Origin of the sequence: Paludibaculum fermentans (assembly GCF_015277775.1) — a bacterium.
Lineage (GTDB): Bacteria > Acidobacteriota > Terriglobia > Bryobacterales > Bryobacteraceae > Paludibaculum > Paludibaculum fermentans.
Genome location: NZ_CP063849.1, coordinates 7,916,163 through 7,938,071, shown reverse-complemented (window position 1 = coordinate 7,938,071; position 21,909 = coordinate 7,916,163). Strand labels below are relative to the sequence as shown.

The window sequence follows — 21,909 nt, the reverse complement described above, 5'->3', positions numbered from 1 at the left end:
TTAGAAGTACACGCGCATGCCCAACTGAAGCATGCGTGGGAAGTTGCCCTGCGAAGTGATGGTGCCGAACGAACCGCTGCCCCAGGCCGTGTTGGGCCCGCGGAACAGCGGAGTGTTCATGGCGTTGAGCGCCTCGGCCCGGAACTGGACCTTCAGGCTCTCGAAGATCTGCGCCGTCTTGAACACCGAGATGTCCCAGTTGGCCTGCCCCGGACCACGCATCGAAATCGTGCGCGATACGTTGCCCAGCGTGAACGGAGCCGCGTCCGTAAAGGCTGCCTTGTTGATCCAGCCGTCGATCCGCTGGCCGAAGCTGCCGGACGCTTCCGGAGAAACGCCAGTCGCGTTCGGACGCTGCCGCGACGCACCCAGACCCGAGTTGCCGTTGTTGTTCATGTAGATCATCAGCGGGTAGCCGGTCTGGAAGGTCGAGATGGCGTTGACGGACCAGCCGCCAACGATATAGTCCATGGTGCGGGAAACACCGGACAACATCTGCTTGCCCTTGCCGAAAGGCAATTCGTAGGTCACCGCATTCGTCCAGCGATGCGGGGAGCTTGAGTACGCCAGGCCGTATTCGCCGCCCATGGAGTAAACATCCTGGGGACCGCCGTTGCCGGAGTTCAGGTTGTTGCCGGGACCGCCGCCACCCATGTCGAAGTTCTTCGACCACGTGTAAGCCGTCACCAGCGTCAGGCCTTTGGACATGCTCTTTTGGGCCCGGATCACCATGGAGTCGAACTGCGCGGTGTTGTTGTCGTTGTTCGTGTAATTCACTGAAGCGAACTGCGGGAAAGGCCGCAGCAACTGGTTCGCCGCCACCGTGGCGCCGCCGATAGCCGCCACGCCGCCCTTCTGGTAGTAAGGATTCGCCACCGCGGCGTTCAGCGCGGAACCCATGCTGAAGTACTTGGGATCCAACTGGTTGATATTCTCCGCGGCGGTCGTCCAGGTCAGGTGGGCCGAACGCGAACCGGAGTAGCCGATGGAGGTCACCCAGCCGCTACCCAAGTCGCGCTGGATATCGAACGAGAACTGCTGCACCCGCGGCGAGGTCGCCGTCGGCGAAAAGATCGTCATCGGCTTGCCGATACCGGTCAGGCCGCCCAGGGAATTGCCCACCGGCTTGTCCAGGCCGTTCGGGAACGGATTGGAAAGCGAAATCAGCGGAGTCTTGTTGCCGTCATTCGAAGCGGAAGGCGCCGAGGTGGCCGTGATGCCTTCACTGTTATACGGCGAGCCCAGCGCGAAGTTCGGAGCCCAGAACATGCCGTAGCCGGCACGGATCACGGTCTTCGAGTTCCACTGGTAGGCCAGGCCGACACGCGGTGACCACTTGCTCAGGTTCGGATTGCCGGTGGTCGTGCTGGCGCCCGGTTGCCCGGCGAACAGGAACACGCCCTTCGTCGTAACACCGGAAGTGGCGGTGATCGGGTTGGTGGCGTTCGGGTCGAACCCGGTGATCAGGTTATTGTTGACTTCCTTCAGGCCGGTCTCCCGCTCCCACCGCAGGCCGATGTTCAGGGTCAGCTTGGTGCTGACGCGGAAGTCGTCGTGCAGGTATAGGGCTTGGTAATCGACGTACTGATAGAGCTTCGTCGGAATGAAGCCTGTGGCTCCAGCCGGAGCGCCAAGCAGCATGTCCGCCATATCGGCGCCCGAAGCGCTGGTCGAGGAGTTGGAATTGGCTCGCGTGAATGTGTTGGCGAAGGTGAAGGCGCCGGCGCTGTTGCCGAAATCCAGCCCGTCGTCGTGCATTCTGCGGTAGTCATAGCCAAACTTCAGGCTGTGGCGGCCCAGGTACTTGGCGGCCGAAGCGTTGAAGTTCTTCGAATGATGTACGTAGTTGAAGTTGTTGTTCGTGCCCAGCGAATACGCGTTCTGCATCGTCACGTTCGGAAACGTCGGTGAAGGAACGTCCTTGATGAACGCGTTGCTGAAGCCGAGGGTCGCAAGGTTGAAATTCTGCGACTTCTGCGTGCCGATATTCGGGAAGCGGTTGAAGCCGTAACGAACCGTCACCACCCAGGTGGGTGAGGGCGTAATCGTCGTGTTGATGGCCGTCGCATCGACATACCGCCGCAGCAGCCACTGGTCCGGAGACGAGATCGTCGGATACGGGTTCTCACCAGGCTCCGCCGAGTTGTAGCGCATGTAGCTCAGGCTCGCCCGCCACCAGGTGGTGAGCTGCTGGTCAAACTTTCCGAACAACTGATCCGCCTTGGAGGCCAGCGGTCCGGCGCCCGCCAGGTTGTTCTGACCGTAGTAGTTCCCGCCCGATGCTTTGTTCGGCATCATGTAGGTGGCGGCAATGTTCTTGCCTACCGTGTCCTGCCGGCTCAGCGGAATCACGTTCCCCGCGAAGGCCGTGCGCGAACCGTCAGCCAGGGTCGTCAGCGGATCGTAGATCGTGAGCTGACCGCCCGCGCTGTTCTTTGTCTGCGAGAAGTCGCCAATGCGCTCCAGCGCGGTCGGCGTGTACTGCTCGCGGCTGGCCGCCTGCGTATCGCGGTAGCCTTCGAACCCCAGCCAGAAAAACGACTTGTTCTTGCCGTTGTAAACCTTCGGGATGAACACCGGAGCACCGAACGATCCGCCATAGTTACGGAACGGCTGGTCCGTAATCCCAATCTTGTTGCGGTTGTTGAAGAAGGTGTTGGCCAGCCAGTCGGTCTGGCGCATGTAGCCCATCAGCGAACCGTGCGCCTGGTTGGATCCGGACTTCAGCAGCGTGTTGAAAACGCCACCCCCCGTCCGCCCCATCTCCGCGTCATACGTCGCATACTGGACCTTCATTTCCGACACCGCTTCCAGCGAGGGGATGATGATGGCGCGATTCGAAAAATCGGTAATCGGCACACCGTCAATCAGATAGTTGTTGCCGCGTACCGGACCGCCGTTGATCGAGATCTGCGAGGAACCGGACTGGTCCTGCATGCGGTTGTACGCGGGATTGCCCACCTGCACCACTGTTGGCGCCAGGCGGGACATCATAAAGGGGTTGCGGCCCAGGTTCGGCAGGTCCGTCAACTTCTGCCGGTCCACCACTTGGCCCTGGGATGCGGTAGCGGTTTCCAGCAGCGGAACCTCTTCCGTCACCATCACACTCTCAGTCACTGCGCCCACTTCCATCTTCACGTCCAGCCCGACAGACTGCTGCGTCGCGATGGAGATGCCCGTCCGTTCAAACTTCTTGAAACCAGGCGCTTCCGCCACCAGTTTGTATGTCGCCGGGGTCACCGACGCAAAGCTGTATTCGCCACTGGTGTTCGAAATCACCGCACGGGACTGGTTCGTCCCCTCATCGATAATGGAAACCTTCGCGTTGGCGATCGTCCCCCCTGAACTATCGGCGATCAGGCCCCGAAGACTCCCATAAATCGACTGCCCCTGAACGTTAAAAGTGGTCGCAAGCATGGCCGCTAGAAGCGGCAATGTTCGCATGCCCCGTAATGCGCTCATTACCAGAGACTTATTGAACTGCATGTGGTGGTATCTCCCCTGAAGTCACGTAACTCGGGCCCCGGGCGCATTCAAACCCGGAACTGAACTGATTGAGTTTGGTGGGCTCAGTACTTGAGAGCGCTTGTATCGCTACGCAGCGATGTACTGCTTTGAGGGAGGTGCGGGGAGAACCGTGACGGGAGAATCGGTTCTCGGTTTACTGCCTGATGATCTGTGATTGTAAGCGAGAACTGAGCTGTCACGCTATCGAAAAAATTGATCTGACGAAAAAAGAAACCATCCGGTCCCGCCGTACGTATGCGCGGACCCGTCGCTGGAGCACATGGCGAGAGGCTCCCTGCGTGCGGTTCTGTGCCGGGTAGGACGGCCCTTAACTGATAGCCTCGACTTCGACCTTTGCCGAGTCGCGTTGATAGCGGAGACGCGCCTGATGCTCCTGCCAAAGCGTGGAGAATCCGGCCCAGAAATACCCGCTGACGAAGATCATCAGGAAAGGAAGAGCGAAGAAGTTCATGACTTCAATGCAGTACAAAGCCATGAAAAGGAAGAAGCAGCCCATGCCGATCTCGGCAAAGGGCAGCCATCCCGACTTCCGTTTGTATGCCGTCGCACCCAGGCTGCCCGCAGCCTTCGGAGCATACTTCGGCGTCCGCACGAACGCGGACTGTTTGCCCATCAGTGCCTCGATCACCGCCTTGGTGTTCGAGATCGTCAGGGCCACCCCCATCGCCAACAGGAAGGGCAGAATGAAGATCGCCCTTTTCCAATTGTTCGGGTACAGCTCGTGCTCAGCCAAAAGATAGAAGGTGACGACAGACCAGAACGAACAAACGATCAGTGGCGCGTCGATCAGCAGCATCTGGCCCCAACCAATATAGAACCGTACAATCATCACCGGCAGCATCAGCGCCGAGACGATCACCATCAGCGGGTAGCTCAGGTTCGGCGTCAGGTGGAACCACGCCTCGGCCTTCTCCCGCCAGCCGATCTTCGCGCGGAAGATGGCCGGCAGCAACTTCAAAGCCACCTGAGTCAGGCCCTTGGCCCAGCGCTGCTGCTGCACCTGGAAACCATACGTGTCCACCGGCAGCTCACTGGGGCATTCAATCCACGGTAGGTAGATGAACCGCCAGCCCTTCAATTGCGCCCGGTAGCTCAGGTCCGAGTCTTCGGTCAGCGTGTCGTGCTGCCAGCCGCCGGCATCGTTGATCATGACCCGGCGCAGAATCCCGGCCGTCCCGTTGAAATTAAAGAACAAACCCTGCCCGAAGCGCGCCACATGCTCGAGCGCGAAATGCCCGTCCAGCATCAGCGCCTGCACTTCCGTCAGCAGGCTGAAATCACGGTTGAGATACGTCCATCGGGTCTGCACCACTCCGATGTTCGGATCGGAGAAGAAGTGGATCGTCTTCTCCAGAAAGTCTTCCGGCGGGATGAAGTCGGCGTCAAACACGGCCATGAACTCACCCTTTGCCTGCGCCATCCCGGCCTGCAGCGCGCCCGCCTTGAATCCGGTCCGATCCGTCCGGTGAATGTACTCAATCGGATGCCCCTGCGCCTTCAACCGGGCCACCAGCGCTTCCGTATAAGGATGCGTGTCGTCGGTCGAGTCGTCCAGAACCTGGATCTCCAGCAGTTCCTTGGGGTACCGCAGCTTCAGCACCGACTCCAGCAACTGATCCACCACGTTCCGTTCGTTGAAGAGCGGCAGTTGGACCGTCACGCGGGGTAGTGCTGCAAACTTGGTCTCGGGCACCAGCGGAACACGGTGCTTGTACTTTAGATAGCCGCGGACAACCGCATACCGGTGCGCCCCATAGATGGCCAGGATCGTCAGCAGGACGAAGTACGGCACCAGCAGCAGCCAGTCAAACCAACCCAGTTGGTGGATGCCGGAAAACGTGTTGTCAGTCAGCGCCCGAGTCCAGCGATCGACCTTCGAAGGGGCCAGGAAAAGTGCCAGCGAACCAATTAAATCCATAGGTTTACGCCCGCTCCCGTTAACCGCGATTGCCGTTGCGACTCATCGGAGGACGCCGGTGCTGGCGATACGTGCACTGCACCTGCGGACGGCACGGTCTGGACGATTCTGCAATTACTCGCAACTCCAACATTTTACATCAAAGGATGTCATTCTGTTCTTTCAGAATTGTCCTTACCCGGCTGGTCCGGATGTCCTAGCCCATGCCGCCGCCTCCGGCCGCTGCTACATTTATCCCGCCGTTTTAGGGCATACATTCGGGGAACGACTGGGCCTCTCCGGTCGTAAGATGGACAGTGTAGTCTCCGAGGAGGAACCGCCATGCCCTTAGCAACACACGTTAGGATACTCGCCTGGTTCAATATCGTGTTGGGCGGCATCGGCGTACTCGCCGCCGTGTTCACCTTCGCCGGAGCCTCATTCCTCCACGTCTTCCTGGCCAACGTAGTCGACGAAGCCGCAGCCATCCCCGTCGAATTGATCCAGGTGGTGTCCACCATCGTCATCACGTTGATCCTCGTGATGTCCTTGCCTTGCCTGGTGTTAGGATTTGGCCTCTACTACGTGCGCCCCTGGGCGCGCATCCTGGGCTTGGTCCTGGCCGCCATCAACCTGCTGCACTTCCCACTGGGCACCGCCGTCTCACTCTACAGCTTCTGGGTCCTGCTCAAACCGGAGACCGAGGCAATGTTCAAGCAGGCCGCGGTGGTACAGGCTTAGCGTCCCGGGGCACCAGGTAGAAGTCCAGCAGATCGTCCACCCCACCCTGCGAAGGCTCCCGCGCCGCCTCCGGATGCGTATCGCGAAACCGCTGCAACGCTGCTTTCTTCAATGCTTCCACCGGCTTCGGCTGCGCCGCGGCGACATCCTGGAATTCGCCAGGGTCCGCCGCCAGGTCAAACAAACGAGTACTGCGTCCCTGGGTCGGATTATCAGTCACATACCCGTCCGTCCGGGCTCGCCGGCCGCTGCCGTACAACAGCTTCCAGCGCTCCGTCCGTACAAAGACTTCCTCATTCTCCAGATACTCGCTGACAATCAACTTCCGGCCCTTGTATAGCGACTGCCCGTGCTGCACCGGCAAAGGCGGAGCGTCCAGATGCTCCAGCAGCGTGGGCGCCAGGTCCAAATGCTCCGTGAACTCTCTCACCACCCGGGGCCGGATCTTCCCCGGATGCCTCAGGATCAGCGGCACGCGCAGCGCCGGATCGTACCCGCAATGCTTCTCGAACCGGCCGTGCTGGCCCAAGTCGTACCCGTGATCCGCCGTATAGACCACCAGGGTGTTCTCGTCCAGCCGCAAGTCCTTCAGTTTCTTCAGCACCCGGCCCATGTTCCGGTCCAGGAAGTGCGCCGAAGTGTAGTAGGCCGCGGCGATCCCCTGCTTCTCCGCCGACGAGAGGTCCCGGAAGATCAGCGGAATCTGGCTCCCATCCCGCGGCCCCACCTCCGGAACATGGAATCGGGACGCATCCATTGCGCCCGCGTCCTCGATCGGAAAGTCGAACGGCGAATGCGGCTCCATCAGGCTCACCCAGCAGGCAAACTGCCTGTTCGCGTTCTCTTCCAGGTACCGCATGGCCTGATTGATGATGAAAGTTCCCTTCATCTCCGCATCCCGGCAGGGATAGGGGAGCTTCGCGGCATTCAGCCACTCCCGCGCTGGAGTCTGGAATGGACGCCACGGTAAAGCCTTCGTCCGCATCCCGTCCGGCACCGCCGCCGGTCTCACGGCACGCTGCCACTCGCGTCCGATGACATCCTCGGTCGAGACCACGTCGAAGCCATGCAACCCCGGCTCGGCCGCCCGGTTGAAGTGCATCTTTCCGAACACCGCCGTCTGGTAGCCCGCCGTGCGTAACTGCTTGGCCAGGGTAGGCTTATCCGTCGACAATGGTGTACTCAGCACCGTCACTCCGGCGGCATGCGGCATCTGCCCCGTCAACAGCGATTGCCGCGACGGCGTACACACAGGAGAATTGCAGTGGTGGGCCGCGAAGCGGACCCCCTCGGCGGCCAGTTGATCCAGGTTCGGAGTCAGCGCCTGCCGGTTCCCATCGCACCCCATGACATAGGCTGCGTGGTCGTCCGCCATCAGAAACAGCAGGTTGGGCCGCCTCTTCGACTGGCCCCGGGTGATCACCGCCGGAGCGATTCCCGCCGCAAAGGCACGTCGCGTCAGCACAGTCGTGATTATAATCTGGTGATAGGGGTATGTTGTCTCCTCGAACCATCGAAGTGCTGCACTCCATAGTGCAGATGTACATCGAGACCGGAGAACCTGTTGCGTCGCGCAGCATCGCCCGTCTGCGTAAAGACAACCTCAGCGCCGCCACCATCCGCAACATCATGGCCGACCTGGCGGACCTCGGCTATCTCGACCAGCCCCACACCTCCGCCGGCCGCGTCCCTACACCCAAGGCGTTCAAGCACTTCGCCCAGGGGATCGCCACTTCCCGTGTACCCGGCGCCAATCTCGACCGCCTGCGCGAGGAACTCGTCCAGCGCAATAGCCTGGAGGAGCGCGCCGAGCACAGCTCGCACCTGCTCACCGAACTTACCCGGAACGTAGGGATTGTTGCCGCCATCCCCGCCATCAGCCAGTGCCTCGATCACCTGGAACTGGTGCCCCTCTCGGAACTGCGGGTCCTGATGGTCGTCGTCACCAGCGATGGCTTCGTTCGCAACCAGGTCGCGCATCTGACGGAACCCGTCTCGCCCGACGAACTCAACTCCATCCGCAACTATGTGAACCAGGAGTTTGGCGGCTGGAGCCTGCAGGACATCCGCCGCGAACTCGGCCGCCGCTTGCTGGAAGAGCGCGCCACCTACGACTCGCTGCTGCGCAAGCTCACCATTCTGTACTCGCAAGGCCTGCTTCAGGTCGGGATGGTGCCGCAAATCTACCTCGAAGGCGCCTCCAATCTGGTCGGCATCGACCTGCACCTCACCAAGGAGCGGCTGCGCGACCTTTTCCGCGCACTCGAGGAGAAGAAACGGCTGATGGAACTGCTGGACCAGTTCCTCGCCGACAGCTCCGACGGGATTCAAGTCCAGATCGGCTTGGGCGACGCCCACCCGGCCATGCGCGACTTCTCACTCATCGGAATTACCGTGGAGATGCCGGGCGGCCTGCAGACCAAAATGGCCGTTCTGGGTCCCATGCGGATGAACTACCCCCGCGTGCTGGCGGCTGTCACGCACGTCGGGCTTGTTTTAAAAACTCTGCCACAATAGACGTTAGACGCCTGATACCCTGAAACTTGGAAGAAAAGATGGAGAAAGATACAACCAACGCCGAGGCTCTGCCCACACTCGATGGAGAGGATGTGGCCGCCATTAGCGATGCCTCCGCGCAGCTTGAGGCTCTGGTTGCCCAGCGCGATCAACTGGAAAAGGAAAAAGCCGAATTGAACGCCCGCCTGCTTCGGCTGGCGGCGGAATTCGACAACTTCCGCAAGCGTACGGAGCGGGAAAAAGCGGAAGCGATTGAGTATGGCTCTTACGACGCCCTCAAGGCGCTGCTGCCCGTGCTCGACGATTTCGAACGCGCCCAGAAGATGGAAGTCGCCGACTCGGAGTATGCGCGCGGCATGGCGCTCATCTACCAGCGGATGGCGGAAGCGATGCGCAAACTGGGCCTGGAACCCATTGAGTCCGAAGGCAAGCCATTCGACCCCAATATTCACTTCGCCATCGACCGCTGCGAATCCCCCGATGTCGACGTCGACACCGTCGTTGCTGAGTATCAGCGTGGCTACATCTTCAAGAGCCGCCTGCTGCGCGCGGCCATGGTGAAAGTCGCGGTGAAGGGTTGAACGTGAGCAAGCGCGATTATTACGAGGTTTTGGGCATCGAGCGGAGTGCCGGCGATCAGGAGCTGAAAAGCGCCTACCGGAAGCTTGCGCTGAAATACCATCCCGACCGCAATCCGGGGAATGGCGAGGCGGAAGAGAAATTCAAGGAAGCCGCCGAAGCCTACAGCGTCCTCAGCGATCCCGAAAAGAAGCGCACCTACGACACCTACGGCCACCAGGGCGTCAGCGGCGCCGGCCAGCAGGGCTTCAACCCCGACGCATTCTCGGATTTCGCCGACATCTTCGGCGATTTCTTCGGCTTTGGCGACCTCTTCGGCGGAGGCGGTGGACGCCGCCGCAGTCGTGCCCAGCGCGGCGACGATGTCCGCTACGACCTCGAGATCTCGTTCGAAGACTCCATCCGCGGCCTGGAAGCGGAAATCCAGGTCCCGCGCCTCGAAGCCTGCCAGTCCTGCAAAGGCACCGGCGCCGAGAGCGAAGACGGCTGGACTTCCTGCAGCGTCTGCCGCGGCCGCGGCGAGGTCTTCTATCAGCAGGGCTTTCTCTCGATCCGAAAGACCTGCGGCCAATGCGGCGGGTCCGGCAAGATCCTGCGGCGCCCCTGCCGCCAATGCAAGGGCGAGGCCTACATCCAGACCTCCAAAAAGCTGAAGGTCAAGATCCCCGCCGGCGTCGACACCGGCATGAAGATGCGCGTCACCGGAGAAGGCCAACCCGGAGCCAATGGCGGCCCGTCGGGCGACCTCTATGTCTTCCTCAGCGTGAAAGCCCATCCGGTTTTCGAACGCAAGGAGTACGACCTCCACTGCATCGTGCCCGTCAACTTCGCGCAAGCGGCCTTGGGTACGGAAATCCACGTCCTCACCTTTGAGGGCCTGGAAAGCATGAAGGTGCCCGAAGGAGTGCAGAGCGGCGAAACCCTACGCCTGCGCGGCAAAGGTGTCCCGTTCGTCAATGGCGGCGGCCGCGGCGACCTCATCGTTCATGTCGAGGTCCGCACCCCCCGCAAACTCACGCGGGAACAGCGGAAACTCATGGAACAGCTCCGCGAAACCCTGCCCGCCGAGAACGAACCCGAGGAGAAAAGCATCCTCGACAAGCTCAAAGACTACCTGATGTAGCCGCCGGAGCCGCGCCCTACCGCGGCTTCCGCGCAATCACAATCAGCGACGTGGGCGACCAGGGCAGCCAGCCGTCGATCCGCTTCCACAGCCACACCATGCGGTCGAACACCGCCAGTTGGAACCGTGAAAAGCTGCGCTTGCGCAGGATGCGCCCATTGAACCACCAGCCCGGACGTGTCGGCCGGTTGAACCCGAATAGCGTCTCGATCTCGAACCCCGCGGTCAGCACCTTCTCGCGCAATTCGGCTTCCGAGTAGCGCCGGCAGTGGCCCAACACGCGGTCCAGTTCGCCGTACACCGACATGCCTTCGGGCACCAGCACGATCGCCCGCCCGCCAGGCGTCAGCGCCCGGTACATATTCTGCAGGCCCGTCCGGTCGGCCTCCACATGCTCCAGCACGTTCAGGCAGACAATCGTATCCACCTGGTTCTCCAGTTCGTCGAAATCCGGCGGATGACTCAGATTGCACGTCACCGCGCGAAAATTCGGCCGGTGCGACAACCGCGACCGCAGCCGCGCCAGGTGCTCCTCGTCGATGTCCGACGCCAGGTACAACTCCCGCCGCGGAGCCAGGCACCGCGACAGATTCCCGATCCCCGCACCGATCTCCAGGACACGCTGCCCCACATAAGGCCGGATCGTGTCGGCCATCCACCGGTTGAACCGCATCGCGCCCGAGAGCGTATCCAGGATCTCCGGACCGGACTCTTTGTAGATGTCCCGCAGGAACGCGAAGCGCAGCACCGTCAGCAGCGCCAGCAGCGCATCCCACTTGCCGATCTTCTTGCCCTCTTCGTAGGTGCGCCCGTGGTAGCTGATCGGCGTCTCGTAGATGTGCACCTGCCGCTGGGACAGCTTGATCGTCACTTCCGGTTCAAACCCAAATCCGTCGCTGCGCAGCGGAATACTCTGGATCAGGGAGGTCCGGAAAACCTTGTAGCAGGTCCACACGTCGGTCAGGTTCAGGTCGCTGAACAGATTGACCGTATTCGTCAGGAACCAGTTCGCCAGCGAATGCCAGAAGTACAGCACCCGGCGCTCGTTCCCCACCGCGAACCGCGTACCGTAGACTACATCCGCCTTGCCCACCAGCAGCGGCGCCAGCAGCTTCGGATACTCGCGTGGATCGTACTCCAGATCAGCATCCTGGATTACCGTATATTCGCCCTTCACCTGCTCCAGGCCCGTCCGGATCGCCGCGCCTTTGCCCCGATTCTTCTCGTGCCGGAACGCGCGCACCTGTTCGGGATGATCCTTCGCATACCGCGTCGCGATCTCCCACGACCCGTCGTCCGAGCCGTCATCCACCACAACAATCTCCCGCTCCAACCCCTCCGGCAACGCTGCGGCCAGCACCCGGCCCAGCAGGGCGCCGAGAAACTCCTCCTCGTTGTAGACGGGCACGATGATGGACAGTAAAGGCATTGTTCTTCTGTAACCTAACCCAGCGGCGGCCGTTGCAGGTGCCATTTCGTGGCCTGCTCATAGGCCAGAGCCACCCGCAGCGGAGCCCCCTCTTCCCACAATCGGCCCAGGAAGCTCAATCCTTGAGGCATGCCCTTCAAAAATCCACAGGGCACCACCACTTGCGGATGCCCGGTCAGGTTGGTCGACCCCAGGCTCGAGAACGGCGGACACACCACCACGTCCCAATCCAGGAAGAACTTCTCCATCTGCTCCATCAGCAGCGTGCGGGCGCGCTGGGCTCGCAAATACTCCACCGCCGGAATCAGCCGGGCCGTCCGGAACGTATTCGGCCAGTCGCCCGCACCTTGCCCTTTCAACTGCCCCACCCGCCCGTCCCGCGTGATGTCGTCAAAGGCCGTCGCCGCTTCCGCCGTCAGAATCAGCCCCAACGCCCCGGCCATGGAATCCGGCACTTCCACCGCGGTCATCTTCACCCCGGCCGCCTTCAAATCCCCAATCGCCTTCAGGTAGACGTCTTTCGACTCGCCGGCCGCCATCTGGTCGAACGACTTCTGTGCGATCCCGATGCGCAGTTGCGCCAGCGGCAGCCGCGGCTCCCAATGGAACGGCGCCGCCGTCACCGTGCGGTCGTGCCCGTCAGGCCCATACAGCGCATTCAGCACCAGGGCACAGTCTTCGACGGAGCGGCAAATCGGCCCCACCTTGTCCATCGTCCAGCTCAACCCCATCGCCCCCGTGCGAGGCACCCGGCCATAGGTCGGCCGCAGCCCCACCGTGCCGCAACGGATACTCGGCGAGATAATCGATCCCCGCGTCTCCGTGCCGATCGCGAACCCCACCAGCCCGGCTCCAGTCGACGCGGCGGAACCGGCCGACGACCCGCTGGAGGTCTGCTCCAGGTTCCACGGCGTCTTCGTCATCCCGCCAAACCACAATCCGCCCTGCGCCAGCGCCCCCATCGAGAGCTTGCCCAACAGTACGGCGCCCGCCTTCTTCAACCGCGTGTAGACCGTGCAGTCGTAATCCGGCACCTGGTCCTGAAAAGGCTCCGCGCCCCACGTGGTCTTGATACCCTTCGTGGCAAAAAGGTCCTTCAACCCGTAAGGAACTCCATGCAGCGGCCCCCGATACCGCCCGGCCCGGATCTCCGCATCCGCCGCCTTCGCCTGCTGCAAGGCCAACTCTTCCGTCAGGGTAATGACACACAAAAGCTTCGGCCCGAACCGCTTCAGCCGCTCCAGGTACATCCTGGTCAGCTCAGTCGAACTCACCAGCCGCGCTCGCAGCAGGGCCGACAGCTCCGTAACCGGAGCAAACGCCAGCTCCTCCACCGACGACCACGTCTTCTTCACCGGTGCGGCCTTCACCAGCGGTGCGAAACGCGACACCCCGCCCTTGGGCTGTTTACCCGGCAGCCCGGGATGGAAGCTGATCCCCGGCTCCGTCTCCAGCGGCACGTCGATCTTGCGCAGCCGCTCATAATCCAGCGCCGCGCGCCCCAGCCCCGGCAGCATCGCATCCACCTGGGCCTCCGTGAACTCCAGCCCCAGCAACTTCAGGGCGGCCGTCACCTGCTCCGGCGTGAATTTCGGCGCAGGCGGCCGCTCAGGCGGTTGAGCCGGCACGGCTTGCGCGGCCGAAAGTACGGCCATCAACTGAAACCACTGGCGACGCTCCATGAATGTCCATGGTAATCCACCACCCCCGCCCGCCATCCGCTGCGGAAAATCCCACTCCGCGCTCTCCGGGCGCATCATAGAGGCAGATGCGCATTCTTCTCTACAGCGGCAAAGGCGGGGTTGGCAAAACCAGTGTCGCCGCCGCCACCGGCGTCCGCCTGGCGGAACTGGGCTACCGCACCCTGGTGATGAGCGTCGACCCGGCCCATTCCCTGGCCGACTCCTTCGACCTGGAGTCCGGCCTCTTCCAGGCCAAAACTTCGGAACCCCTGGAAATCGCCCCCAACCTCTCCATCCACGAAGTCAACATCCAGAAGGAGATCAAACGCCACTGGGCCGAAATCGCCGGCTACATCACCGGCGTCCTGCGCACCTCCGGCCTCAACGACGTCGAGGCCGAAGAGATGGCGATCTTCCCCGGCATGGAAGAACTCAGCGCCATGATGTACGTCAACCAGTACCGCCGCGAATCGCGCTACGACGTCGTCGTGCTCGACTGCGCCCCCACCGCCGAGAGCCTCCGCTTCGTCTCCATGCCGACCACGCTCGACTGGTACATGAAGCACATCTTCCCCCTGCAGCGCGGCATCCTGCGCGCCGTCCGGCCCCTCGCCAACCGCGTCTCGCCCGTCGAACTGCCGCCCGACTCCTACTTCGCCAACGTCAAGGAGCTCTTCAACAAAATTGAAGGCATTGACACCCTGATGGAGGACCCCAACATCACCAGCGTCCGCCTCGTCACCAACGTCGAGAAGATGGTGATCCGCGAAACCCAGCGCGCCTTCGTCTACTTCTCCCTGCACGGCCTCACCGTCGACCAGGTCATCGTCAATCGCGTCCTGCCCGACACCATCACCGACGCCTATTTCCTGGAGTGGCGCGCCTCCCAGCAGCACTTCCTGGGCGAGGTAGTGACCTACTTCGCCCCAGTCCCCGTGTCGCAGGTTCCCCTCTTCCCCCACGAGGTGCTCGGCCTGCCCCGCATCACGGAACTGGCCCGCGTCCTCTACGACGGCCAAGCCGACCCGGCCGCTGTAACCCGCACCGAACGCCCCTACGACTTCACCAAACACGAGGGCTATTATCAGGTCCACCTCCGCGTCCCGTTCACCGAAAAAGGCGAGGTGGGTCTCTTCAAAAAAGGCGACGAACTCGTCGTCGAAATTGGAACCATCCGCCGCCACATCGGGCTGCCCGCCTCCATGATGGCGCTCACCCCCGTGCGCGCGAAGCTGGATGGTGGCATCCTGAGTGTCAGGATGGAGGAGCGCCCATGATCGATGACAAGACCAATTCGGCAAATTGCGGCAGTTGCTTCTGCGGCGGCGCCGGACCAGCCATGAGTGAGTTCCTGCGCAAGATCGGCCCGCCCGAAGGCGCTAAACAACACTTCGACACCGCGCGTATCGAGTTCCTGAAAGGCATTCGCGCGCTCATCGACGCTCGCATCGAGAATCTCTCCCAGCCCGAAACCAAGGGCACGAAAGTCCCGGTCGAGTAGTCCTTATGCGTCCACCCACGATCCTGGCTATCGCCAGCTACCAGAAGGGCCATGCCTTCCTTTACAAGGCCAAGGCCGAAGGCGCCCGCGTCCTGCTCCTCACCTCGCTCAGCCTCAAAGACCAATGGCCGCGCGATGCCGTCGACGAAGTCTTCTACATGCCCGACGAGAACAAAGTGTGGAACCGCGAGGACACATTCAAGGCCGTCGCCTTCCTCGCCCGCACTGAGCACCTCGACCGCATCGTCCCCCTCGACGACTTCGACCTCGAACTCGCCGCCTCCCTGCGCGAACACCTCCGCATCCCGGGCATGGGCGAAACCACCGTGCGCCGCTTCCGCGACAAGCTCGCCATGCGCATGTGCGCCAACGAAGCCGCCATCGCCGTGCCTGAGTTCGTCCACATCCTGAACCACGAGCGCATCCGCCGCTTCGTCGAACGCACCCCTGCCCCCTGGGTTCTCAAACCACGCAGCTTTGCCGGTTCCATCGGCATCCGCAAGGTCGAAACCGCCGATGAACTCTGGTCGCTCATCCACGAACTCGGCGACAACGCGCCCAACTACCTGCTGGAGCGCTACGTCCCCGGCGACATCTTCCACGTCGATTCCATCGTGAACGACCGCGAGATCCTCTTCGCCGTGGCCAGCGGCTACGGACGCCCGCCCCTCGACGTCGCCCAGGGCGGCGGCATCTTCACCACCCGCCTGCTGGAACGCGGCAGCGAGCAGGAGAAGGAACTTCTCGAACTCAACCAGCACCTGCTCAAATCCCTGGGCCTGGTGCGCGGCGTCTCCCACACCGAGTACATCATCGGCAAGCTCGACGGCAAAGTGTACTTCCTCGAGACCGCGGCCCGCGTCGGCGGCGCCCACATCGCCGAACTCGTCGAGGCCGCCACCGGCATCAACCTCTGGGCCGAATGGGCCCGCATCGAAGTCGCCGGCGGCAAAAGCGAATACAACGTACCCGCGGCGCGCAACGACTACGCCGGCCTGCTCGTCTCCCTAGCCAAACAGGAACGCCCCGATACCTCCGCCTATCAATACCCCGAGATCGTCTGGCGCATGGACAAGCAGCACCACGTCGGCTTCATCGTGAAGGATGAATCGCACAGCAAAGTGCAGGGTATCCTCGGCGAGATGCAGGACCGCGTCCAGCAGGACTTCTGGGCCTACGCGCCCGCCAAGTCCACGCCCACGGAATAATTGCAGCGGAGACAATCGGACCCGCTGCTCCGCTGGCGGGACTGCCAGCCTTGGTGTATGCTTCTGAGTGAATCGTACTCAGGAGGTCCTGTATGCCCGGTTGGAATCGTCGTGATGCCCTCTGCCTGCTTGGCGCCGCCGCTTGGCCCATCCCTACTTGGGCGGAGGAACCCTGGGCGGCCAAAAAGCCCGCGGAATGGAATGAGAAGGAGCTCCAGCACATCCTCAGCGATTCTCCCTGGGCCAAGCCAGTCTCCGTTACAGTAGGCTCCACCATGCCGTCCGGCGGTGGCGGCGGCCGTGGCCGTGGCGGGCGCGGCGGTGGTGGTGGAGCCACGCCCACAGCGGACGCCGGCGGCGCGCCCACGGAATCGGGCGGCGGCGGCCGTGGCGTAACGAATGACGGCCCAGTGGCCGCCCCCAGCGTCATCTACACCGTTCGCTGGATGAGCGCCTTGCCCATGAAGATGGCTCTCGTCTACTCAAAGATGGGCGCGGAGGCCGCAACGTCACCCCAAGCCAAGGCTTTCCTCGAAAAGGAAGACCAGTTCTACGTCATCAACGTCTCCGGCCCGCCCAGGAAGAACGAAGCCGCCACCGAACGCCCTCGTCAGCTCACACCTAGGGTGGAAGCCGAGATCAAGGAAGCCACCAGCCTCAGTTGGAAGGCCCACGACAAGCTGCAGCCCCTGGTCGTCCAGGTCTCACAAACCAACTCGTTCGCCTTCAGCTTCAGCTTCCCGCGCACGCACCTCATCGAGCTGGAAGACAAGGAAGTCGAGTTCGCCACCAAGCTCGGAGAACTGTCGATCAAACGGAAGTTCAAGCTGAAGGACATGATGTTCGAAGGCAAGCTCGCCCTCTGATCGTGCGTCACGACGATGGACACCGAACCTGACGAAGGCGCCCCGCCGCCGGCGGACCACGGTTTACCGCAGGATTCAGGTCCCAGCGCCGGCTCTACTGCCTGCCTGGCAATCGGCTCCGCCATCTTCGTTTTGAGCTTCATTCTGCCGGCAGTGCGCATAGGCGGCACCGGCATCCCCGGCTGGCTCTGTGCGGCCGTCACTCTTTCCAGCATCAGCGAGCCTGAGAAGTTCAACTTCCTGGCGTTCAGTAGCGGCTACCTCAACATCGTGGCGGTCTTCTATCTCGGAGCCCGCCTCACCCGCTCATTGCGCGGATCGCGCGGCTTCCTGCTGTACCCGGTCATTCTCTGCCTGATCTTCACCTGGATCTTCTTTGTGCAGGAGAAGATCGAGCCCGCCATTGGCCACTACCTCTGGGCCGCCGGAGCGCTCCTCCTCACTGGCTGGGAGGGGATCGAGGCCACCAAAGATCTCTTCCTCCGCGGTTGAGCCCCACCAACAGACCTGCGACACTGCCTTCATGTCTACCCACTGGCGCTGGGCCGCCCTCCTTGTGTGCTCCATCCTCTCCGCAGGCGACACCAACTGGCCCGTCTACGGCGGCGACGAGGGTGGCTCGAAATACTCCCCACTCAAACAGATCCATCGCGGCAACGTCACCTCACTCAAGGTCGCCTGGACCTTCTCCACCGGTGAACCCCTCACGCCGCCCGGCCGGGGCAGGGCGCCCGCCTTCGAAGCCACCCCCATCGTGATCGACGGCGTCATGTACATCGGCACGCCCTACGGCCACGTGTTCGCCCTCGATGCCGCCACCGGCAAGCAGAAGTGGTCCTACGACGCCAAAATCATCCCGGGCGACTACGGCGACTTCGCCAACCGCGGTGTCACCTTTTGGTCCGACCCCAAGGCCAAAGCAGGCGCCCCCTGCCGCCAACGCATCTTCTTCTCCAGCATCGACGCCCGCCTCACCGCCCTCGACGCCGCCACCGGCGCCCCCTGTGCGGACTTCGCCGGCAAAGGCGAGATCAACCTGGAAACCGGCCTTAAGCGCGGTCCGGAGTACAAAGGCGAGTACGAAGAGACCTCCCCGCCAGCCGTCATCAACGGCCTGGTCATCGTCGGCTCCGCCATCGCCGACAACCACCGCGCCAGAAGCGTCTCGGGCGAGGTCCGCGCCTTCGATGCCCGCACCGGTGCCTTGAAGTGGACCTGGCACCCCATCGACACCGCCAACACCGGAGCCGCCAACGCCTGGTCCATCCTCTCCACCGACCCCAAGCGCAACCTCGTCTTCATCCCCACCGGCAGCTCCAGTCCCGACTACTACGGCGGCCTCCGCCCCGGCGACAACCGCGACGCCAACTCCGTCGTCGCCCTCGACGCCGCCACTGGCAAACGCATCTGGGGCTTCCAGACCGTCCATCACGACATCTGGGATTACGACGTCGCCAACCAGCCCACTCTCTTCACGTTCCAGCGCCGCGGCCAGAGCATCCCCGCCGTGGCCTTTGGCTCCAAAACCGGCCACCTCTTCCTGCTCGACCGCACCACCGGCGCGCCCCTCTTCGACGTTGAGGAGCGCAAAGTCCCCGCCAGCGACATACCCGGAGAGCAGTCCTCGCCCACCCAGCCCGTGCCGCTGATGCCCAAAGCCTGGACGCGCCAGAGTCTCCCGGCCGAGGAAGCCTTCGGCCTGAATGAGACCGACAAAACCTGGTGCCGCGACCAGATCGCCGCCCTCCGCAACGAGGGCATCTTCACGCCGCCCAGCCTCCAGGGCTCCCTCATCATCCCCGGCAACGTCGGCGGCATGCAGTGGGGCGGACTCGCCTGGGATCGCGATCACAACACCCTCATCGTGCCCATCAATAACCTCGCCGCCGTCATCAAGCTCATTCCGGCCGCCGACTTTAAAGAGGCGCGCAGCAACAACCGCATCGGAGCCGAAATCACAGAACAGAAAGGCGCCCCCTACGCCATGTCCCGCGTCCTGCTGCGCGCCCCCAGCGGCGTCCCCTGCACGCCTCCGCCATGGGGCACCCTCGCCGCCATCGACGCCTCCACCGGAGCCTTGAAATGGCAGGTCCCCGTCGGTGCCTTCCCCGGCATGCCCGAGCCCGTCGCCACCAGGTTCGGCTCCATCCTGCTCGGCGGACCCATCGCCACCGCCGGCGGCCTCGTCTTCCTCGGAGCCACCCTCGATCCCTTCCTCAAGGCCTACGACATCGAAACCGGCAAGGAGCTCTGGCGCGGTCAGCTCCCGGCCAGCTCCCGGGCCGTCCCCATGACCTACCAGACCGGCGGCAAACAGTTCGTCGCCGTCGCCGCCGGAGGCCACGAAGCCAGCCTCGGCAAGCTCGACAACACCCTCGTTGTCTTCAGCCTGCCGTAACGAAATCAGGGCTGCCCCGTCCACTCAGATCATCGGGAGGCACCCATGGGCGATCTTTTGCAGGACCTTCGCTACGCGCTCCGCACGCTCGGCCGCGCGCCGGGCTTCACCGCCGTCGTCGTCCTCACGCTCGCCCTCGGCATCGGCGCCAACACGGCGATCTTCAGCGTCGTGCACGCCACCCTCCTCAAGCCCCTGCCCTTCCACGACCCCGCGCGCCTCGTCGCCGTCTGGGACACCTACCTCCCGCAATACCCCCAGCTCGGCCTCTCCCCGCTGGAGCTCGACGGCCTGCGGCGCGAATCCGGCCTCTTCGTCCAATCCGCCTGGTACCGCCACGTGCCCAAGGATTTCCAGATGATGCCGCCCGGTGGGGACGCCGCCGAAGTCCACGCCGCATTTATCTCGGAGGACCTCCTGCCCACCCTCGGCGCCGCTCCGGCACTGGGCCGCGGCTTCACCGCCAACGAGCCCGTCACCTCCATCCTCCTCAGCCACCGCCTCTGGCAGACCCGGTTCAGCGCGGATCCCAAGGTGATCGGCCGCGGAGTCCGTCTCAATGAGCAGGACTACACTATCGTCGGCGTCATGCCCGCCTCTTACCAGTTCCCCGATTGGGCGGATCTCTGGCTGCCCAATGGCCCGCTTCTCGCTGACGAACTCACCAACCCTGTCCGCCACTCGTTAGGCTTCATCGGCCGCCTACAGCCGGGCGTCACGACCACCCAGGTGGACCAGCGCTTCACCGCCATTTGCCGCCGCCTCACCGCCGAACACCCCACCACCAGCCGCGGCTTCGGCTCCCTCGTCATCGGCCTGCAGGACGATCTCACCGCCAAACAGCGCCCCGCCCTGCTGCTTCTGCTGGGAGCAGTAGCCCTGATCCTCCTCATCGCCTGCGCCAACGTAGCCAGCCTGCTGCTCGCCCGGGCCGGCCGCCGCACCCAGGAGATGTCCGTCCGGGCCGCCTTGGGCGCCGGAGCCTGGCGCATGATCCGTCAGATGCTCACCGAAAGCCTCGTCCTCGCCATGGCAGGCGGAGCCGCGGGCCTTCTCCTCGCCGCCTGGGCCATCGCCCTCTTCGCGCCCGAGTCCACCCAGCTCAACGCCCCGGTCATCGCCTTCTCCGTCGCGGTCACGCTCTTCACCGGAGTCATCTTCGGACTCGCCCCCGCCCTCCACGCCGCCCGTACTGACCTCAATACCACCATCCGGCCCGGCTCCTCCACCGCCGGCCGCACCGCCACCACGCACAGCGCCCTCGCGGTCATCGAATTCGCCCTGGCGCTGGTCCTGGTCGCCGGCTCCGGCATTCTCGTGAAGTCGTTCCTCCGGCTCATGCATGTCGATCCGGGCTTCCGCGCACAGGGTCTGCTCACGATGTGCGTCTCCATGCCCCCGTCGCGCAACCCCGCCGACCTCTACCACCGCCTCCAGGAGAAACTCCAGTCTCAGCCTGGCGTCCAGGCCGTTGCCGCCGCCAACACACTCCCCCTCGTCGCCAATCGCGCCTACTCGATGCGCTTCAATGTCCCCGGTAGCCCGCTCATCCACCCCGACAGCCTGCCAGCCGCGGAACTCCGCATCGTCAGCCCCGGCTACTTCCAGACCCTGGCCATCCCACTCAAAGCCGGCCGCGAGTTCACGGAACGCGACGTGAACGACTCCGTCGTGATCATCAACGAGACCACCGCCAGGCGCTTCTGGCCTGGCGACAATCCCGTCGGCCGCAAGTTCGTCACCGGACCCTGGGGCCCCAAGCCCAGCTACTCGACCATCATCGGAGTCGCGGGCGATGTCCGCCAGTTCGGCCTCGACTCCGAACCCACCAACGACTTCTACTTCCCCAGCTTCGCGGCGAACTACCTCATCCTCCGCACCACCATCCAGCCGGAAGCGCTAGCCGCCACAGTCCGCCAGGCGATCCGCTCCATCGACCCCGCCATCCCCATCTCCGACGTCCTCTCCATGCCGCAAATCGTCGAGGACACCTCCACCACCCGCCGCACCACAATGGCCCTGCTCACGGCCTTCGCGAGCCTGGCTCTCCTCCTGGCGCTGATCGGGATCTACGGCGTGATCTCGTGGTCGGTGACCCAGCGCACCCGCGAAATCGGAATCCGCATGGCGTTGGGAGCCGGCACCTACACAGTCCAGCGCATGATCCTCCGCCGGGCCCTGCTGCTGGGCGCCGTGGGCCTGGTTCTAGGTTTGATCGCCGCGGCAATCCTCCGCCCGGTAATCCGGACGTTGGTCTTCGAAGTAAACCCGGGCGACCCAATCCTGTACGCAGCCATCTCCGCGGCCATGCTCCTGGTAGTCCTGGCTGCCTGCTACATCCCCGCCCGCCGGGCCAGCCGCGTCGATCCCCAAATCGCCCTCCGCTGGGAATAGCCCCACTCAAACCCAGCCCGAATCCGCAACCAATAGGACGGCGGCC

Annotated in this window: 16 protein-coding genes; 11 read left to right on the top strand and 5 right to left on the bottom strand. The window is 63.3% G+C overall.

The features are described 5' to 3' along the window. Both IRI77_RS31480 and IRI77_RS31475 read right to left on the bottom strand, forming a co-directional pair. Positions 1-3,462 (bottom strand): outer membrane beta-barrel protein, encoded by a 3,462-nt coding sequence (locus IRI77_RS31480; RefSeq protein WP_194448914.1) that lies wholly within the window; start codon positions 3,460-3,462, stop codon positions 1-3. Between the two features lie 373 nt (positions 3,463-3,835). Beyond that, positions 3,836-5,446, bottom strand: coding sequence for a glycosyltransferase (locus IRI77_RS31475; protein ID WP_194448913.1), 1,611 nt, complete (start codon positions 5,444-5,446; stop codon positions 3,836-3,838). A 321-nt stretch (positions 5,447-5,767) separates the two neighbouring features. Between IRI77_RS31475 and IRI77_RS31470 the strand changes: the two genes are divergently transcribed. Continuing rightward, the gene (locus IRI77_RS31470; RefSeq protein WP_194448912.1) at positions 5,768-6,166 is read left to right on the top strand and encodes a hypothetical protein; all 399 of its coding nucleotides are present in this window, start codon (positions 5,768-5,770) and stop codon (positions 6,164-6,166) included. Here the strand turns inward: IRI77_RS31470 and IRI77_RS31465 are convergent. After that, the gene (locus tag IRI77_RS31465; protein ID WP_194448911.1) at positions 6,138-7,631 is read right to left on the bottom strand and encodes a sulfatase family protein; all 1,494 of its coding nucleotides are present in this window, start codon (positions 7,629-7,631) and stop codon (positions 6,138-6,140) included. The two genes, IRI77_RS31470 and IRI77_RS31465, sit on opposite strands and share 29 nt — an antisense overlap. A gap of 29 nt (positions 7,632-7,660) precedes the next feature. On the opposite strand from IRI77_RS31465, the gene hrcA reads away from it, so the two are divergent. Genes hrcA through dnaJ form a run of 3 tightly spaced genes read left to right on the top strand, consistent with a single transcriptional unit; the run spans position 7,661 to position 10,385 of the window. Beyond that, a complete protein-coding gene (gene hrcA, locus IRI77_RS31460; RefSeq protein ID WP_194448910.1) occupies positions 7,661-8,683 on the top strand; it encodes a heat-inducible transcriptional repressor HrcA in 1,023 nt (340 codons plus the stop codon). A 38-nt stretch (positions 8,684-8,721) separates the two neighbouring features. After that, on the top strand, positions 8,722-9,264 hold the full coding sequence (grpE, locus tag IRI77_RS31455; protein WP_194448909.1) for a nucleotide exchange factor GrpE: 543 nt from the start codon (positions 8,722-8,724) through the stop codon (positions 9,262-9,264). Positions 9,265-9,266: 2 nt separating this feature from the next. After that, positions 9,267-10,385: a molecular chaperone DnaJ gene (dnaJ, locus tag IRI77_RS31450; protein ID WP_194448908.1), complete on the top strand. Its 1,119-nt coding sequence runs from the start codon at positions 9,267-9,269 to the stop codon at positions 10,383-10,385. Between the two features lie 16 nt (positions 10,386-10,401). Here dnaJ and IRI77_RS31445 read toward each other — a convergent pair whose 3' ends face one another. Together IRI77_RS31445 and IRI77_RS31440 are read right to left on the bottom strand one after the other, a co-directional pair. Next, positions 10,402-11,814, bottom strand: coding sequence for a glycosyltransferase (locus IRI77_RS31445; protein WP_194448907.1), 1,413 nt, complete (start codon positions 11,812-11,814; stop codon positions 10,402-10,404). 14 nt (positions 11,815-11,828) lie between these two features. After that, a complete protein-coding gene (locus IRI77_RS31440) occupies positions 11,829-13,496 on the bottom strand; it encodes an amidase (protein ID WP_194448906.1) in 1,668 nt (555 codons plus the stop codon). Positions 13,497-13,582: 86 nt separating this feature from the next. On the opposite strand from IRI77_RS31440, the gene IRI77_RS31435 reads away from it, so the two are divergent. The 7 genes from IRI77_RS31435 to IRI77_RS31405 all read left to right on the top strand — a co-directional run bounded on the left by IRI77_RS31435 (position 13,583) and on the right by IRI77_RS31405 (position 21,863). Further along, complete coding sequence (locus tag IRI77_RS31435) at positions 13,583-14,773, top strand: ArsA family ATPase (protein WP_194448905.1); 1,191 nt, start codon at positions 13,583-13,585, stop codon at positions 14,771-14,773. Then, positions 14,770-14,997, top strand: coding sequence for a hypothetical protein (locus tag IRI77_RS31430; RefSeq protein WP_194448904.1), 228 nt, complete (start codon positions 14,770-14,772; stop codon positions 14,995-14,997). Before IRI77_RS31435 ends, IRI77_RS31430 begins: the two co-directional genes overlap by 4 nt. A gap of 5 nt (positions 14,998-15,002) precedes the next feature. Then, a complete protein-coding gene (locus tag IRI77_RS31425) occupies positions 15,003-16,205 on the top strand; it encodes an ATP-grasp domain-containing protein (RefSeq protein ID WP_194448903.1) in 1,203 nt (400 codons plus the stop codon). Between the two features lie 92 nt (positions 16,206-16,297). Further along, positions 16,298-17,071: a hypothetical protein gene (locus tag IRI77_RS31420; protein WP_194448902.1), complete on the top strand. Its 774-nt coding sequence runs from the start codon at positions 16,298-16,300 to the stop codon at positions 17,069-17,071. A gap of 15 nt (positions 17,072-17,086) precedes the next feature. Beyond that, entirely contained in the window at positions 17,087-17,563 is a 477-nt protein-coding gene (locus tag IRI77_RS31415; protein ID WP_194448901.1) for a hypothetical protein, read from the top strand. A 31-nt stretch (positions 17,564-17,594) separates the two neighbouring features. Then, entirely contained in the window at positions 17,595-19,469 is a 1,875-nt protein-coding gene (locus IRI77_RS31410) for a pyrroloquinoline quinone-dependent dehydrogenase (protein WP_194448900.1), read from the top strand. Positions 19,470-19,514: 45 nt separating this feature from the next. After that, positions 19,515-21,863, top strand: a complete 2,349-nt coding sequence (locus IRI77_RS31405) for an ABC transporter permease (protein ID WP_194448899.1) — start codon at positions 19,515-19,517, stop codon at positions 21,861-21,863. Positions 21,864-21,909: the final 46 nt, after the last annotated feature.